The 14,704-nt window shown below is 60.3% G+C and carries 14 protein-coding genes; 6 read left to right on the forward strand and 8 right to left on the reverse strand.

Annotated features, from left to right (window positions below):
• A partial coding sequence (locus tag FJ418_RS21985) for a hypothetical protein (protein WP_140869184.1) occupies window positions 1–903 on the reverse strand: 903 nt, incomplete at its 3' end.
• Between the two features lie 500 nt (window positions 904–1,403).
• Here FJ418_RS21985 and FJ418_RS21990 point away from each other — a divergent pair.
• Window positions 1,404–2,147: a DUF1194 domain-containing protein gene (locus FJ418_RS21990; protein WP_181167046.1), complete on the forward strand. Its 744-nt coding sequence runs from the start codon at window positions 1,404–1,406 to the stop codon at window positions 2,145–2,147.
• Window positions 2,148–2,745: 598 nt separating this feature from the next.
• Here FJ418_RS21990 and FJ418_RS21995 read toward each other — a convergent pair.
• The gene (locus tag FJ418_RS21995; RefSeq protein ID WP_181167047.1) at window positions 2,746–3,432 is read right to left on the reverse strand and encodes a hypothetical protein; all 687 of its coding nucleotides are present in this window, start codon (window positions 3,430–3,432) and stop codon (window positions 2,746–2,748) included.
• 134 nt (window positions 3,433–3,566) lie between these two features.
• On the reverse strand, window positions 3,567–4,247 hold the full coding sequence (locus FJ418_RS22000; RefSeq protein ID WP_140708326.1) for a hypothetical protein: 681 nt from the start codon (window positions 4,245–4,247) through the stop codon (window positions 3,567–3,569).
• 207 nt (window positions 4,248–4,454) lie between these two features.
• Between FJ418_RS22000 and FJ418_RS22005 the strand changes: the two genes are divergently transcribed.
• Window positions 4,455–4,958, forward strand: coding sequence for a hypothetical protein (locus FJ418_RS22005; RefSeq protein ID WP_140708328.1), 504 nt, complete (start codon window positions 4,455–4,457; stop codon window positions 4,956–4,958).
• Window positions 4,959–4,968: 10 nt separating this feature from the next.
• Window positions 4,969–5,490, forward strand: a complete 522-nt coding sequence (locus FJ418_RS22010) for a hypothetical protein (protein ID WP_140708330.1) — start codon at window positions 4,969–4,971, stop codon at window positions 5,488–5,490.
• Between the two features lie 496 nt (window positions 5,491–5,986).
• On the opposite strand, the gene FJ418_RS22015 is transcribed toward FJ418_RS22010, so the two are convergent.
• The 4 genes from FJ418_RS22015 to FJ418_RS22030 form a co-directional block, all read right to left on the reverse strand.
• Window positions 5,987–7,057, reverse strand: coding sequence for a restriction endonuclease (locus FJ418_RS22015; protein WP_140869190.1), 1,071 nt, complete (start codon window positions 7,055–7,057; stop codon window positions 5,987–5,989).
• Window positions 7,058–7,266: 209 nt separating this feature from the next.
• Window positions 7,267–8,028 (reverse strand): SDR family NAD(P)-dependent oxidoreductase, encoded by a 762-nt coding sequence (locus FJ418_RS22020; protein WP_140708334.1) that lies wholly within the window; start codon window positions 8,026–8,028, stop codon window positions 7,267–7,269.
• A gap of 68 nt (window positions 8,029–8,096) precedes the next feature.
• A complete protein-coding gene (locus tag FJ418_RS22025) occupies window positions 8,097–8,867 on the reverse strand; it encodes an SDR family oxidoreductase (RefSeq protein WP_140869193.1) in 771 nt (256 codons plus the stop codon).
• Between the two features lie 95 nt (window positions 8,868–8,962).
• Window positions 8,963–9,796 carry a GNAT family N-acetyltransferase gene (locus tag FJ418_RS22030; RefSeq protein WP_140869195.1) on the reverse strand — a complete coding sequence of 278 codons (834 nt, stop codon included), beginning with the start codon at window positions 9,794–9,796 and terminating at the stop codon, window positions 8,963–8,965.
• A 338-nt stretch (window positions 9,797–10,134) separates the two neighbouring features.
• Between FJ418_RS22030 and FJ418_RS22035 the strand changes: the two genes are divergently transcribed.
• Entirely contained in the window at window positions 10,135–11,001 is an 867-nt protein-coding gene (locus FJ418_RS22035; RefSeq protein ID WP_140859617.1) for a hypothetical protein, read from the forward strand.
• Window positions 11,002–11,084: 83 nt separating this feature from the next.
• The gene (locus FJ418_RS22040) at window positions 11,085–11,978 is read left to right on the forward strand and encodes a hypothetical protein (RefSeq protein WP_140869198.1); all 894 of its coding nucleotides are present in this window, start codon (window positions 11,085–11,087) and stop codon (window positions 11,976–11,978) included.
• A 6-nt stretch (window positions 11,979–11,984) separates the two neighbouring features.
• Here the strand turns inward: FJ418_RS22040 and FJ418_RS22045 are convergent, their stop codons facing one another.
• The gene (locus tag FJ418_RS22045; protein ID WP_140869201.1) at window positions 11,985–13,187 is read right to left on the reverse strand and encodes an ROK family transcriptional regulator; all 1,203 of its coding nucleotides are present in this window, start codon (window positions 13,185–13,187) and stop codon (window positions 11,985–11,987) included.
• Between the two features lie 223 nt (window positions 13,188–13,410).
• Between FJ418_RS22045 and FJ418_RS22050 the strand changes: the two genes are divergently transcribed.
• Window positions 13,411–14,649 (forward strand): extracellular solute-binding protein, encoded by a 1,239-nt coding sequence (locus tag FJ418_RS22050; protein WP_140869204.1) that lies wholly within the window; start codon window positions 13,411–13,413, stop codon window positions 14,647–14,649.
• Window positions 14,650–14,704: the final 55 nt, after the last annotated feature.

A 14,704-nucleotide genomic window follows, 5' to 3' on the forward strand; every position in this document is an offset into this window, starting at 1 on the left:
CCAGAGTTTCAGTGCCATCATCCATCTCGCTGCCGCCGTCATAAACTCACGATGAATCTCAACAAGCCCTAGTGCAGTCATGGGCATCACCTCCGCTATGAGCCAGGGGGAACCCTGGCGTGCAATGACGACAGGTTTGGACCGAACCGACACAACCGAAACGGCGGCTCTGAGGAAGCCCTGAAGACGGGCGTCACTCGGCTGATCGATCGCGCGGATTCGGCCGTGTCGGACAACGAGGTCGGAGCCGAACAGGGCCGCTGCGCGTTCGTTAAACCGCTTCACGCATCCACGACTGTCTAGCAGCACTGCGCCACAATTGAGCCGATCAAGAGTAACTAGGCTCGGACCGACAGACAGTTCCCCGAACTTCTCTGCTGCACTGATGACCCGGCTCAAGTCCGGCGCCACCCTCAGGAAATGGTCAGCTTCGCTCGGGTAGAACGGTCCGATATGAGCATCGCGGTACAGCGACACACACCATTTGCGGTTGTTCACCACTGTGCCGACGGAGGCCCACCATTCTCGGTGTCCAGGACGGGCGATCTCTCGATAATAAGGCAGAACCTTCCGTTCCTCCGGAGTTGTGATTTCGTCCTCGACGGTGAAACTGACCGGGGGTTTCGCCAGCAGCTGCGGCCTCTCAAGATGTGGACTCGGAGCGTCTCCGATCCGCTCGTGCCAAAGAGCCGAAAATTGAGCATGTTCCGTCGAGTCCGGCACGCGGCCGACTTTATTACGCTGATCGGCCGCAAAAGGGTGCGCTTGTTCGCAGGTGCGGAGAGCGCAGCTACTCGCGCCCAGTGAATCCGCAAGTCCTTGCAGTGCTCCCGGCCACCGCTCAAATTCGAAAGCGGCGTCGTAGCAAGCCTCTATGGCAAGTGCGATTGCGTCGGCAGCCATTCGAACCCACCTTCATTTGGACGAGTTACCACTCACGCGCGACGATATCACAGATGGGTGAAATTCAGTACAGCAAGTCAATCTACGCCGCTTGCGGGACGTAACGAAGAGCGACGATAGGTACGCCTGGCCATCCTGGCCGGGCAGTAGGTAGCTTTGAATCTTTCGTAAAGAGACAATCTTCGGCGGCCGCCCTTCGCGTGCCGGTGCCAAGGGCGTCGTAACAAACTTTCATTGCCTCCTCAGGCATCCACCATCTCCGCGGTTGGACAGGCAGAAATCTCAGCACGTTGGCGCTGGATTCGGCCGACATTATAGCAGAAGCGCAGTCCTAATATTCACCCATACACCCAAACGGGTGATGGCAGACGAAGTCGCCGGCAGCATCTTCCGATCGACCATCGAGTTGACGCGCTGAGATGATGTGCTTCGTTCCACGCCGCGCTGCACAAACAGGACAGGCACGAGGCCGACTGTTCGCTGTCGCGGTAAGCTTAACAATGTCGATGTCGGCCGCGGCGGAGCCGGTTGCCTCGGTGGATCTCGAACTGGTTCTGAGCGTCGACGTATCTTCTTCAATGAGCGAGGCGGAACAACGGCTGCAGCGGCAAGGCTATATCGAAGCGTTCCAGGATGCCAAAGTTTGGCAGTCAATCAAATCCGGCCGGCGCGGCAGAATTGGCATAACCTATGTCGAATGGGCAGGCCCGAACCACCAGAGCGTGCGCATTCCATGGACTATTCTAGAAGGGCCCGAAGATGCCGCCGCCTTCGCCCAGGCGCTGCGGGCCCAACCAATCGTCAGAGGGCTCGGCACATCAATCTCGGGGGCGCTTCTGTTGGCGGGCAAGCTGCTGGCGGGTGGGCCCGCAGGCGATCGCCAAGTCATCGATGTTTCTGGAGACGGGCCCAACAATGCCGGTCTACCTCTGCAACCGGTGCACGACGCGCTCATAGCCGACGGCGTGACCATCAATGGACTGGTGATCTCGCTGCACGCACACGACACGCTCGATAGCTTTGGGCCGGGCTTTGTTGAGTTCTATTATGAGAGCTGTGTTATTGGCGGTTCCGGGACGTTCATTGTCACCGTCGCGAGCACAGCCGACTTTGCAAACGCGATCCGAAGCAAGCTCGTGAATGAAATTGCCGGCTTGCCTGCAAGCGCGCACGTTGCAGCTTATAAGGTTCACTTAGGACCGCTTGTCGATTGCGACACGGTCGGAGAGGCACCTGGACGATAATGAGCCCCTATCGGATATTTCGCAGCCACCCAATTTGTCACGGGCGTAACCAAACGGGAGCCGGAAGGCTTCACCCGTGCGCATACGCCTCGAGTCGGGCCCAAAATCGGCGCTCGCTCCCGACGGGCCGCTGACGATCACACGCCGTAGGTGCGATCCTTCGGCAGGAGAGCAAAGGCTTTGCTCCTCTCTTTCCGTTATCAACCGGTCGCTGAAAATCCGGCCCTTCTCGGACTCTCCGTCGGGAGAGCCCACTGCTCTCCTGACCAATGTGAAAAGGGCGTACAAAGTGGAGGCACCGAAATGTCCGTAAGCGCAAACAAGTCAGTTCGGTGCTGGAGCAGGTTCGTGGCCCTGAGACCGGTTCAACAGGGGCGGCCGAAGGAGCATCAGCATAGCGCCGCCGTAAGGCGGATGCGGGACCGACAGCCCCCGGCGAAGGGCGCCATATGATGACGACCAGTCCGGTTCCAGCGATACTGGTTTCGATGTGATCGATACCAAATGAAACCGGGTGAGAAATGCCGCGGAGTCGTGCGTCGCAAAGCCAATTTCTGGATGCTGATGGCATCTAAAAGCCAAATACGATAGCCTCAACTCACCCATTGCAGCGAAGCCGGAACTGGCAGCTGGATGAGTGGGGGGAAAGGCGGTAGCGCTCTCCCGCTACCATCGTTAACAACACCGAGGCTCCCAAAGCCTTGCGCTCCTTGGCGTCGGTTACCTTGCCCGTGACGTGCCCCTCCCACCTGACGCCAGAGGCGTTTAGCGCCGCGAGGGATGCTCCCAGAAGCGCTCCACGCTCCTTGATGCGGCAAAGGTGCTCGGGAAGGTCTTCGCCTGCCAGAGAGGCCCGTAACTCGGCAAGCTCATGATTGTAACTTACCGAGAGAAACAGGTCATCACTCGCCCTGCATTTCGGGGTAGCACAGAGGCGCTCGACCAGCAGCGATGCCACAACCCATTCCCCGCCAAACCGCTGACGGAAGGTCTTGCCTGCCGTGGCTGCCACGACCAATCTGACCGTCTCGACCGACGCCAGACCCACATCCTCGAAGGCGATGCCCGCCATACGCCGCCATAGCTTCGCCGGATCGGCCTTCAAGAGGGCAGCAGCGGCGCGGGTGGCAAGATCGACATCACCCCGGCGGATACCCTTCTGCATCGCGGACATAGCTACCCATGGCGACGTGTGCAGTGGCTCGATGGTCGGGGCTTTGTGATCGGACGCCAGTATCCGGAAAGTCGGATTGGCTGCGTCAAACAACGGTAGAGGTTGGAACATCTTCGGTCTCCTATTTCGAGGGAGGACCACAACCTGTTTCCCACCATCAGGCATGGCAGATTAATGCCTAGCATACGAACTAAATCGACCGCAGACCTATCGTAACAGACGGGCGCTATCGGCTAGATCGATGTCTAACTGCGGGAGATAACCAGTTCCAAGGCCGCTTTGGCATGCAATTGGTTCATCATTTCACTAAGCGCTGCTCGCTTGTTTGGTCCGGTGGGCAGAGCAAGAAATGGTGAGCCTTTGGAACATTCCAGAATTGCGTCTATATGATCCACCATATCCTCCCGCTTGAGTTTGGCGACGCTGGTCTCGCGTCGCCCGAGTATACTCGACGCCGAAAGTATGCGGACGCCTTCGGGTTCATAAATCCAGACGTAAGCTTCCGGGTTAAGCCGGGTCATTTTTGCACACTGGGTTATAAGCTTTTCCCCTCGCAGTTGATTGGCCTTCTTCGCCTGTATCAGCAAACCCTTGGAAACGTAGTCATCATCAGATATCTCGACGCCAAAATAGAGATCGATCCCGGTCGTTATCTCCTGTGACGACTTCCCCATTGCCACTGCTTCGCATCCGTAGACGGCAAGGGAATATCCCTGAATGTTCAGATCGCCACGTTGCGACATCTCTTCCAGTTTGTTTCTTATTGATGTCGTGATCACCGGCTCATGCATGCCGGAGATGATTTCGTTCGAAACGGTGGCATTGATCGCGCTTGCAATCTTTTGCGCTATCTCACCACGTCGTATTGGGTCCTCTCGAAGGGAACGGCGGCGATGAGATTTTTCCTTGAATGTTGTGTCCGGCATCCAGCCCTCGCCCCTTGTCTAATCGCCCGCTCTCTCGCGAAAGCTGAGCACCCTGAAGGGCGGGGTCATGCATACCGACCAAATTGCTTTCGCCCCGTCAAATTCCCACAAAGACATGCCCGAAAGTCGGTAGTGCATAATCCGGCGTGTGGCTTGTCCTAAACTTCTTCTACAACTAATTTCAAACCCGCTTTGAGGGAGGCGGCAATGCGTTTGCTCCGATTTTTTTACGCCACAGCGCTTGTGCTTGGGTCTTTGAACAGTGCGGTAATCGCCAAGACGTGCAAATGCGACCAGCATGAGGCAGAGGCTGCAGGTGCCGGCAGTTGCTCCCGAAGCGAGAGTGCTGATTATTGCACCATTAATTTCCCGGCATCTGACGCCTCCGGTGATTTCGCCGATCCAAGTAAGTGGCAGGCTGCGGGCTATAAGATTGATTTTGCATCTCCCAAGACAGCTTTCAGCGCGCTCGAAGCGTGGAGCAAAGAACCAGTAACTGCCAGTGTTCTTGCCACCGTGGCCGCCACAGCCGTGCCCCCGGAGCGGTTCAAGGAACTGGCCGACAAATTTGGGGCCATCTTCACGAACTCATTATTCCTCGAAGGCATGGTTCAAAATTTCAACAAGGAGGGCTGTGTTGACGCAGAATTGAACGACTTTCACATTATGATAATCGCGCAAAGCTCCAGTAAAAACGGAACTTGTAAATAGCGGTAGTCCAATGGCACAGATAGTAACTGCACTGGTCAGCTTCGGCATTCCGGGTCTCGCCCTCTACCTGTTTTATCAATACGGCAGCGACAGGCTTGGCTTTTCGTTCTCGCAGATAGGTCCCGTTTTTTCCGGACTTATTGCGGTATTATTTATACTTGTTTTCGGGGGGCTAATTTTCTATGCCTTGTACAAATTTAGCGCGCCAAGTCCGCCACGGTCAGTTTCGCATAGCGGTGAACTGAGGAACTTGGTAGCGCAGCTGGAGAAGGATAAAAACGCACATCTTTCGATACAGCTCCAAGGCTCCGATCAAGACCAAGCCTTGCTTGGGAAGCTGTTCTTTTTGGACACAAGTGCGCCAACCTATGCAGCCTTAATCGACAAGTTGTGCGCCTCGAAATCGCAGTGCATGGAGTGCAAAAAGAGCCAGAACGGCGACATTACCGTCGTCTCAACAACCAAGGTTGGGAACATCGAGCCAAAGTGCTTGGATGAGGGCCAACTGGTCTACTGTTGCACCAGCAGCTAGTCCACAACGGCCAGCAGTGTTGGCTGAGTGATATACTCCCGCGAGCATGTGAAATTGATTTCACGCCGCGACGAGCATCGCATTCGGCATGGCTTTTGTCGTCAGTGTCTCTCCGTCTCCCTGTTTTCGAGGGAGGCCAAAACCAATGCCCCGCTATCAAGGCATGGCGGATTAATGCCTAGCATGCGAACTAAAATCGAGCCGGGATCAAAGCTTCTGCATCAGAGACGTTCATGGCCACTTCCGGGACGTGCTCACGCTTGGAACGTGTCCCTACAGAGGAATGAGTTCTCATTTTCAAGCCGAGGACATGGGTCCGGTTTTACGGACATGAACTCGTCAACTCACTGGCATGCATAGGCTCTTTGACTTTGCGACGAGACCGAGCGTGCGGCTGGTCGAGAGGTCTCCGTTCCGGGTGTGCATTGTCTCGCTACATCCCCGCAACACTCAGTGCAATTCGATCTTCGCCTATCGATTGGGCACTGGCCCTCAGCTACCGAGCCTTCATTTTTGCGAGCCGCCCCTCCAACCGTCGAATGATCGTCTTGTCTGTCAGCGGTATATAGAAAACCGAATGCTTAACGTTCGTTTCCATGATCGCTGCGATCAGCTCGCCGTCCTGAAAGCTCTCAACGAGATACAAGGTAATACGATCTCCGACGACCTCGTCCACGTAGTAGTAGCGAAGGGGATGGTATAGGAAATAGAACTTTCCGGCCTCGAATGACGTCCCGCCAAGCGGCAATGTCGAAAGGTCCGTTTCAAATTTCTGGCCGGTCAACACGTTCTCGTATGAAACCTGCGCGGAAACAGCTGACAACTCCACCCTGACGTCAGCATCCAGCACACGGGCGCGGATACGCACGATCTCCGCCTCGATAGCCGCAACTATCCCGGACCTGACGAAGTAGGTGTCTGGTGAGATGACTGCGCGACCGAGCGCCACCCTACGAATGATCGATGTACCATCGGCAATCGGTTGCGCAGCTTGCGGCTGCACCACATCGAGCAAACTTCCCCCTCCCTCAACCGACGTCTTTTGGAGATAGTAGTTCATCTGCGAAGGCTCACTAGGCAGATTTGTCTTCGAGCCGTCGTCGTATTCGAGCGTAACGCGAACAACCCGATGGGCATCTGTCTCCCCTAGGTCTCGTACCTCGGGTTGTACCATGAATGGTGGCGACCCATCGCCAGCCAACACAGTGATGGGAGGGAGCCTAAAGTCATTGGTCGGGAAGGTGATCTTGAAGAGATCAACATCGTGGCGCTCTGCAACTCGAATTGCACCCTCTTGATAATCGCTGGTACTAACGAAAACCGCCTTATGGACTTTCGCATCCTTGGCCTTGGTTACAAAGGCATCCATCATCTCAACCGAGATTGATCGCTTTTTGTGCTTGACCTCGAACCCGATCAGCACGTGATAAAGTCCTGCCTGAATGGTGGCGAGAACGTCGAACTGCCGACGGTCGATCTTCACATTCCACTGGACCTCGGCGCTCTCCATTGTTAGCCGGTTTATTCCAGCTGTAATGAGTTCGATGAATTTGTCGTCTGAAATCATTGGCGTTTGCCCCAGAGCGCGAAGCGAGAATGCGTTCCTAACCCAAGCGACCGCCTCGCGCCACTCAAGACAACCGTGCTGTTACATCCTGTGCATCGGCCTCTGCTAGGCGGCGGCAAACAATTCGAATGGGATTGTGGGCAGTGTTGAAAGCGGAGAGAACGGTCTCCCGCTACCATTTCCCTACATTTTGGCTTTCGCGCACGCGGTCAGCCCTTGCGTTCCTGCAGGATGTTGCCGCCGTCCACGACGAGAACGGTGCCGTTGACATAACTGGCTGCGTCGGATGCCAGGAACAGCACGGCGGCCGCGACTTCCGCGGGGCTGCCGGCGCGGCCTAGCGGCGTGTTCCGGGCAGCGACAAGTTCCTCCGGCGTCGAGGCGCCCGTCGCGATCCACCCCGGCGCCACGGCATTGACGGTGACGCCGCTGCGGCCGACCTCCAGGGCAAGCGCATGCGTCAGGCCGACCATGCCGGCCTTGGCAGCGGAATAGGCGGCCTCGCCTTCATTGGATACGTAAGGCCCCGTCACCGAGGCCATGTTGACGACGCGCCCATGGCCGCGCTGCACCATGCCGGCCAGAAATCCGCGCGTGCTCAAAAAGGCGGTTTTCAGGCTGACATCGATGCCGCGGTCCCATTCGCTTTCGCTGAGATCGAGAAACCGCCGCTGCAACGCCGGCTGGGCGACGGTGCCCATCCCGGCATTGTTGACGAGGATATCGATTTCGCCGGTTTCGGCACGTAACCGCTCGACATCGCCGGAGAGCGTCAGGTCGGCCATGAAAGCGCGGACATCGAGCCCCTCCCCCCGCAGTTCCGCCGCTCGTTGCTCGACGCGTTTGGACGAAGCGGTGATGGTGACCGAAACACCTGCCTCGCCCAACGCACGCGCGATCGCGATACCGATGCCGTCGGCGGCGCCCGCGCCGGTCACCAGCGCCTTGCGGGATTTGCGAAACACGACCATTTGCCCTCCAGGATAAAGGTGCCGACATGCCGGCGCGGCCAATCACACCCGCGATGAACCGTACCGGTTCAATAACCGGCGGTGACGCCGAAATCGATCGAAAGCGCGGCTCCGGTGATCGGCGCCGCGCCCGGCTGGCAAAGATAGTGAATGAAGGAAGCAATCTCCTCCACCTGGATGAACCTTGCTCTGTCCCCTTGCGGATAGTGCCCGAGAAGCCGGCGCTTGTAGCCGTCGGGGTCGTCTGCGCCATAGGTTTTGGCCTGATATTCGATCATCGGCGTTGCCGTGTCGCCGGGGCAGACCGCATTGACCCTGATGCTGTGCGGGGCGAGCTCCAGCGCAAGAGCCTTGGTCAAAAGCACCAGCCCGCCCTTCGAGGCGCAATAGACGGCCGACCCATTGTTGCCGACGATGCCGGCGTCGGAGGCAATGTTGACGATCACGCCTTGCGCGGCCGACAGATGCGGAATGGCGGCCGAGATCAGGAAGAACGCGCCCTTGAGATTGACGTCCAGCACCAGGTCCCACTGCTCCTCCTCGACCTCGCTTGCCGGACCCTCGAGCCAGACTCCCGCGGCGTTGACGAGGATGTCGATGGCGCCGCCCCATTCCCTGGCCTTGGCCACCGCGTCGCGGCAGGCGGCGACGGAGCGGATGTCGAGCGGCAAACCGATCGCGTCCCCCCCGGTCGCGGCAATCTTCGCCACGGCGGCGTCGAGCTTGGGGCCGGCAAGATCGGCGAGCGCGATCCGCTCGCCGTCAGCGGCGAAGCGCAGTCCGGTCGCCAGACCCATTCCCCCGGCGCCGCCGGCGATGAGGATCGTCCTGCCAGCCATTCGATAACCTCCACGCAACGCAGCCCGGCAAAGGCAACCACGTCATCGGGCCATGTCGCATGGACCAGCCAGGCAAAACAATGATCTCAGCGCGATCATCCCAGTTCGAGCGTCGTGACGCCGAAAACCGTCGAGGGGCCGTTGCCGGGCTTGCCGCCCTTGTACATGCGTGTCGTCGTAAAGCCCGGAACCAAGCCGGCGGCTTGAAGCATGGCGGTGAATTGGACCTGGCCGGCCGGCACGTCGATATGCAATTCCTCGCCGGCCGTTGCGTCCGAGAGGTCCGCCACCATCGCCAGGGCCACGTCCGTCGCGTCGGCGAACAGCGGCCCGACCTTGAAGCCTTCCCGGCACCGGCGCGCCACGCCGAAGCCGGCAATGCCGCTCGATCCGGCTGAGAGCAACGCAATCCGCGGCTGCCGTAGCCACTCGCCAAGGAAGGCCTCGCGCGGCGCCGGGAAGCCCTGGCGATCGTAGGCGAACGTGTCGGCCATGTCGGCAACCGTCACCGGCCGAATGTCGCCACCACCGGGCAAGCCGGCGGGGCGGCCGCTGTGACGGACGGTCTCATAGGCTGGCACGAAGCCCATGCGCTGGTAGTTGGCCCGCTGCTCGGCTACCCCGTCGAGACCGATGATGCGGTTGCCGAGGCGCGCCATACCCGCGTCCCAGACCGCTTTGCCATGGCCTTCTCCACGCCGGTCGGGCCGGCAGATGTAGAGGCCGATGAAGCCGAAGCCCGAGCCGTATGCGACAGCCGAAATGCCGGCCACCATCTCGCCCCCGGTAAAGGCGCCGATGAATCCATCCGGATCGGCCGCCCGAAACGCCGTGGCATCGTCTATGCCCGGATTCCAGCCCTCCCTCGCCGCCCAGTCGACAAGCGTTTCCACTTCGCTGGCGGTCAGGGTCCGGATTGTTCTCGGCATCGTTTCACTCTGTGGCATTGGCTGCGCCATGGCCGGCCATCAACCGTCACGATAGGCCGCCGGCCGCGGGCTGCAAAGGCCGCGCGGTATCGGCCGACGCCAGCCGCCCCCCGCGGCCCCGATGGCGCGGAACCTGTGCCTGCTTGGCGGGACTCGTCGATTCAACGCAGGGCCGCGGCCCGACTATTGTCGGGACGGCTTTCCCGAACCGGTGCAAAGAGTTAGCAAGGAATGCACCACTTATTCGATCGTTGTTCCAATAGGCAACTGGACACAATCGGCGAAGACTGGGAATCTTCATTTGTCGTTGCTTGGAATCGCATGGAGTGCCGCAGGAAATGCCGCTGAGTGCCGCAGAGATCGCCCGTCATCCAGCAGCGCTTCGCGGTGTCCAGGAACAGGCCAAGGCGCTCATCCATATTTACGAAACGAGCCCGCGGCTGGCCGCCGTGTTTGCCACCCAGCAGCGCTGGCTGCTCGGCCATGTCGGCCTGGCGCTGCATTTCCGGCGCGATCCCGAAGACCGCCGCACCGAAATGACGATGGCACGTTTCATCGATGTCGTACGCCGCAATTCGGTGGCCAGCCGCAACACCGCCGAGGCGTTCGTCAAGGAGATGCTGCACTACGACATCGCCGAATATATTTCGGCCAGCGGCGATGGCCGCGCCCACCCCATGCGGGTCACGGCGGGCACCATCGAGACCTTCACCGGCTGGATTTACGCGCATCTGACGACGCTCGACCGCATAGACGGCGGAACCCGGCTGGCGGCCTTCCTCGAGCGGCCCGAAATGCTGCCTGTCTTGCAGCCGCTGATCGCCGACGGATTGCTCGCCAGCGACGGCGTGCGGGAGCCCGGACAGACTTTTTCGTTATTTATCTGGCTGAACAACGGCGGTATCGTCATGGACTGGCTGATGTGCGGCATCGATCCGGAGGACGTCCATCTCGACAAGATACCGACCGGCGTCATCTCGGTCAGCGAATTCGCGCACTGGCTGAAGCTCTCACGCACGCATCTGGCGCGCAAACTCCATGATGCCGAGGCGCTCGGCAGCATCGGCTGGGTCGGCCAGCGCGGTCATTCCGTGATGTGGGTTTCTAGGGCTTTCTTCGACGAGTACATGGCCGTCCAGGCAGCCAAGCTCGCCGTCGTCGACGAGGCGTTCGAAGCCTGTATCTCAGCTCCGCAACGCCGCTGACAGCCGGAGATCGGCGCAACTCGCGCAAAACCGGCCCGCTACTGGCAGGCGCCAGCCAAAACTGCTATCCGCAACTTGCGAGCATGACAGCATCTTTGGGTGGAAGCTGGGAGGGTGCGTTGACCTATGAAGACATTGCCGGTCACCCGGCATTGCCCGCTTGCGTGCGCGCGCAAGCCATGGCGATGCAGCAGGCTTATCAAGGAAACCCGCGAGCCTCCTCGGTCTTTGCCACCCAGCAACGCTGGCTGATGGCGCATATCGGTCTTGCCCTGCATTTCCGCCGGGATCCCAGCGACTATCGAAAGGAACTGACCGCGGCGCGTTTTGCCGACGTCACCGTTCAGCATGCGGTGGCAAGCCGAAACACGGCTCATGCCTTCATCAAGGAAATGCAGCACTATAATTTCCTCGAGACCGGGCCGACGGCCGATGACGGCCGCATTCGCCCCCTGCAACTGCCCGCCATGACCCTGGAGCCGTTGATCGGCTGGATCCAGATGCATCTGAGCACGCTCGATGCCCTTGACGGCGGGAACCGGCTGGAAATGTTCCAGGCAAGGCCGCAGATGCTTGCCAAGCTGCAGCCGCTGATCGCGGACGGTCTGATTTCCTCCGTGCCGGTGCGCGAGCCGCAACAGACTTTCTCGCTGTTCACCTGGCTCAACAATGGCGGCGTCGTCATGGACTGGCTGATCTCCGGCGTCGACCCCCGGAATGCCGGCCAGGAGCGCATCCCGACGGGCGTCCTCTCCATCGGCGACTTCGCCAAATGGCTGAAGCTGTCGCGCACCCACCTTGCGCGCAAGTTGCGCGACGCCGAGGCGCTCGGCAGCGTCGGCTGGCTCGGGCAGCGCGGCCATTCCGTCATGTGGATCTCGAACGAATTCTACGGCGAATACCTCGCCGCGCAGGCGGTCAAGCTCGCCATCATCGACGCGGCTTTCGCCGCCACCGCGACGCAAGGGATGGGTTGACCGCTTCTATCCGGCCTTCAGGATGGCGGAAAAACGCGGATCGAAGGCCCGGCTGATCGGCTCTGCCGCGGCGCCCACCGCGATCGCCCAGGGATCGGTGGTGCCGAGTTGCAGTCGAGGCAGGCGCCGGACGGGACGATCCGCGATCGACGGCAGCAGCGGATGCATGGCCTGAAGCAGGAGCCGGGCCAGCGCCTCGGGCGCGCTGCTGGTGAGGATGACGGTTTGCGGATCGAAGATCGTTTCGATCAGATGCACGCTCCAGCGCAGGTCGGACGCGGCTTTCTCGACCCAGCCCATGATCCGCGGATCCCGCGCAAGCGCCAGCGCGCCGAGCGTCTCGTAGAGACCCCTCTCGGTGGGGTCGAGGCCAAGATGCTGGTAGAGCGAGGCCAGCGATGCACGGTGTTCGAGCGGCGTGGAACCGGGGCCGGCCGGCGCAAGCAACGCCATGCCGATCTCGCCCGCATTGCCGTTGCCGCCGCTATAGAGTTCGCCGTTGAGAATCAGCCCGGCGGCTATGCCGTAACCGACATAAAGGCAGACGGCGTGATCGACGCCATGCGCCGCGCCGACGATCCGCTCCGCAGTCGCGCAGGCCGCCGCGTCGTTCTGCAGGCCGACATTGAGCCCAGTGCCGGTCGCAAGCGCCTGCACCAGGGGAAATTGCTGCCAGGCCGGCATCATCCATTTGTTGTCGGGGTTCTTCAGCCCGAACGGTCCCGGCATGGCGACCCCCAACCCGACCAGCCGCCGCTCGGACTGGGCAAACAAGGAAGCCAGCTCGCACCTGACGCGATCGACAAGGCCGAGGATGATCTTGACGCCCGCCGAAGGCTCGTCGAGCGGCAGCCCCGCCTCGGCGCGCGCGATCACCTTGCCGACGAGGTCGACCACCACGACGCGCGTCAAATGCCGGTCGATCTGCAGCCCGATGGCGAAGGCTCCCTCGGGAACCAGCCGGTAGGGTGTGAAGGGCTGCCCCCTGCCCTTGCGCACGGCATCCAGCGCGACAACCAGCCCGTCGCGCTCGAGATCCTCGATGATGTTGGAAACCGCCTGCTTGGTAAGCTGCGTCGCCCGAGCCAGGTCGGCGCGCGAAAGCGCGCCGTTGAGCCGCAGCGCCTCGATCATGACGCGGCGGTTATGCGCGCTGGTACCCTCCTGGTTGGTGCCGCTTTTGGCACGGATCGGGCTGATGTCGTGCACCGTCGTTTCCCCTCTTGACTCCATTAAAGGATTGATCGACTAATTAAGTCAAGCGAATTGACTTAATAGGTGAGACCCCTGCGGCTCTACAAAAAGACGGCAAAAGCTTTTGGGCTCCGCCGCAGGCCGTTGGGGACGGATCCGGTCAGACGCGATGCGAATTTGGGGAAGCGGCGCAGTCCTGGCCGCCCACTCGCAGTTGTCGAAAATGGGAGAAAGACAAATGCTGAAATCGATCGGTAAGACACTTCTGGGCGCGGTGTTCGTCGGCGGACTGCTCGTCCCGCACGCCTTTGCTGAAACCACCTTGAACGCGCTCTTCATGGCCCAGGCCGCCTATAGCGAGGCCGACGTGCGCTCGATGACGGAGGCCTTCACCAAGGCCAATCCGGACATCAAGGTCAATCTCGAATTCGTCCCCTATGAAGGCCTGCACGACAAGACCGTGCTCGCCCAAGGATCCGGCGGCGGCTACGACGTGGTGCTGTTCGACGTCATCTGGCCGGCCGAATATGCGACCAACAAGGTGCTGGTCGACGTGTCGTCGAAGATCACCGACGACATGAAGAAGGGCGTGCTGCCCGGCGCCTGGACCACCGTCCAGTATGACGGCAAGTACTATGGCATGCCGTGGATCCTCGACACCAAGTATTTGTTCTACAATAAGGAAATCCTCGAAAAGGCCGGCATCAAGGCGCCGCCGAAGACCTGGGAAGAACTCGGCCAGCAGGCCAAGGTCATCCAGGACAAGGGCCTGCTGAAGACGCCGATCGCCTGGAGTTGGTCGCAGGCCGAAGCCGCCGTTTGTGACTACACCACGCTGGTCAGCGCCTATGGCGGCGACTTCCTCAAGGACGGCAAGCCCGACTTCCAGAACGGCGGCGGCCTATCGGCGCTGAAATACATGGTCGACAGCTACAAGTCGGGCCTGACCAATCCGAATTCGAAGGAATTCCTGGAAGAAGACGTCCGCAAGGTGTTCGAGAACGGCGATGCCGCTTTCGCGCTGAACTGGACCTACATGTACAACATGGCCAACGATCCGAAGGACTCCAAGGTCGCGGGCAAGGTCGGCGTGGTGCCGGCGCCGGGCGTTGCCGGCACCAGCGAGGTCTCGGCCGTCAACGGCTCGATGGGCCTTGGCATCACCGCGGTGTCGAAGCACCAGGACGAAGCCTGGAAATACATCGAGTTCATGACCTCGCAGGCGACGCAGAACCAGTATGCCAAGCTCTCGCTGCCGATCTGGGCCTCGTCCTATGACGATCCGGCCGTCACCAAGGGCCAGGAAGAACTGATCGCCGCCGCCAAGCTCGGTCTCGCCGCGATGTATCCGCGCCCGACCACGCCGAAATATCAGCAGCTGTCGACGGCACTGCAGCAGGCGATCCAGGAATCGCTGCTCGGCCAGACGGCGCCGGAAGACGCGCTCAAGACCGCTGCCGAAAACAGCGGCCTCTGATCTGGCGTTCCCCGACGGGCGGGCGGCCTCATACATGAGCGCCGCCCGTGCTATT

The sequence above is a fragment of the Mesorhizobium sp. B2-8-3 genome (assembly GCF_006440815.1).
Lineage (GTDB): Bacteria > Pseudomonadota > Alphaproteobacteria > Rhizobiales > Rhizobiaceae > Mesorhizobium.

Excerpts from the sequence above, each read along its gene's own strand:
- FJ418_RS21990 (WP_181167046.1), top strand. The coding sequence starts at position 1,404 with ATGTCGATGTCGGCCGCGGCGGAGCCGGTTGCCTCGGTGGATCTCGAA.
- FJ418_RS21995 (WP_181167047.1), bottom strand. The coding sequence starts at position 3,432 with ATGTTCCAACCTCTACCGTTGTTTGACGCAGCCAATCCGACTTTCCGG.
- FJ418_RS22000 (WP_140708326.1), bottom strand. The coding sequence starts at position 4,247 with ATGCCGGACACAACATTCAAGGAAAAATCTCATCGCCGCCGTTCCCTT.
- FJ418_RS22005 (WP_140708328.1), top strand. The coding sequence starts at position 4,455 with ATGCGTTTGCTCCGATTTTTTTACGCCACAGCGCTTGTGCTTGGGTCT.
- FJ418_RS22010 (WP_140708330.1), top strand. The coding sequence starts at position 4,969 with ATGGCACAGATAGTAACTGCACTGGTCAGCTTCGGCATTCCGGGTCTC.
- FJ418_RS22015 (WP_140869190.1), bottom strand. The coding sequence starts at position 7,057 with ATGATTTCAGACGACAAATTCATCGAACTCATTACAGCTGGAATAAAC.
- FJ418_RS22020 (WP_140708334.1), bottom strand. The coding sequence starts at position 8,028 with ATGGTCGTGTTTCGCAAATCCCGCAAGGCGCTGGTGACCGGCGCGGGC.
- FJ418_RS22025 (WP_140869193.1), bottom strand. The coding sequence starts at position 8,867 with ATGGCTGGCAGGACGATCCTCATCGCCGGCGGCGCCGGGGGAATGGGT.
- FJ418_RS22030 (WP_140869195.1), bottom strand. The coding sequence starts at position 9,796 with ATGCCGAGAACAATCCGGACCCTGACCGCCAGCGAAGTGGAAACGCTT.
- FJ418_RS22035 (WP_140859617.1), top strand. The coding sequence starts at position 10,135 with ATGCCGCTGAGTGCCGCAGAGATCGCCCGTCATCCAGCAGCGCTTCGC.
- FJ418_RS22040 (WP_140869198.1), top strand. The coding sequence starts at position 11,085 with ATGACAGCATCTTTGGGTGGAAGCTGGGAGGGTGCGTTGACCTATGAA.
- FJ418_RS22050 (WP_140869204.1), top strand. The coding sequence starts at position 13,411 with ATGCTGAAATCGATCGGTAAGACACTTCTGGGCGCGGTGTTCGTCGGC.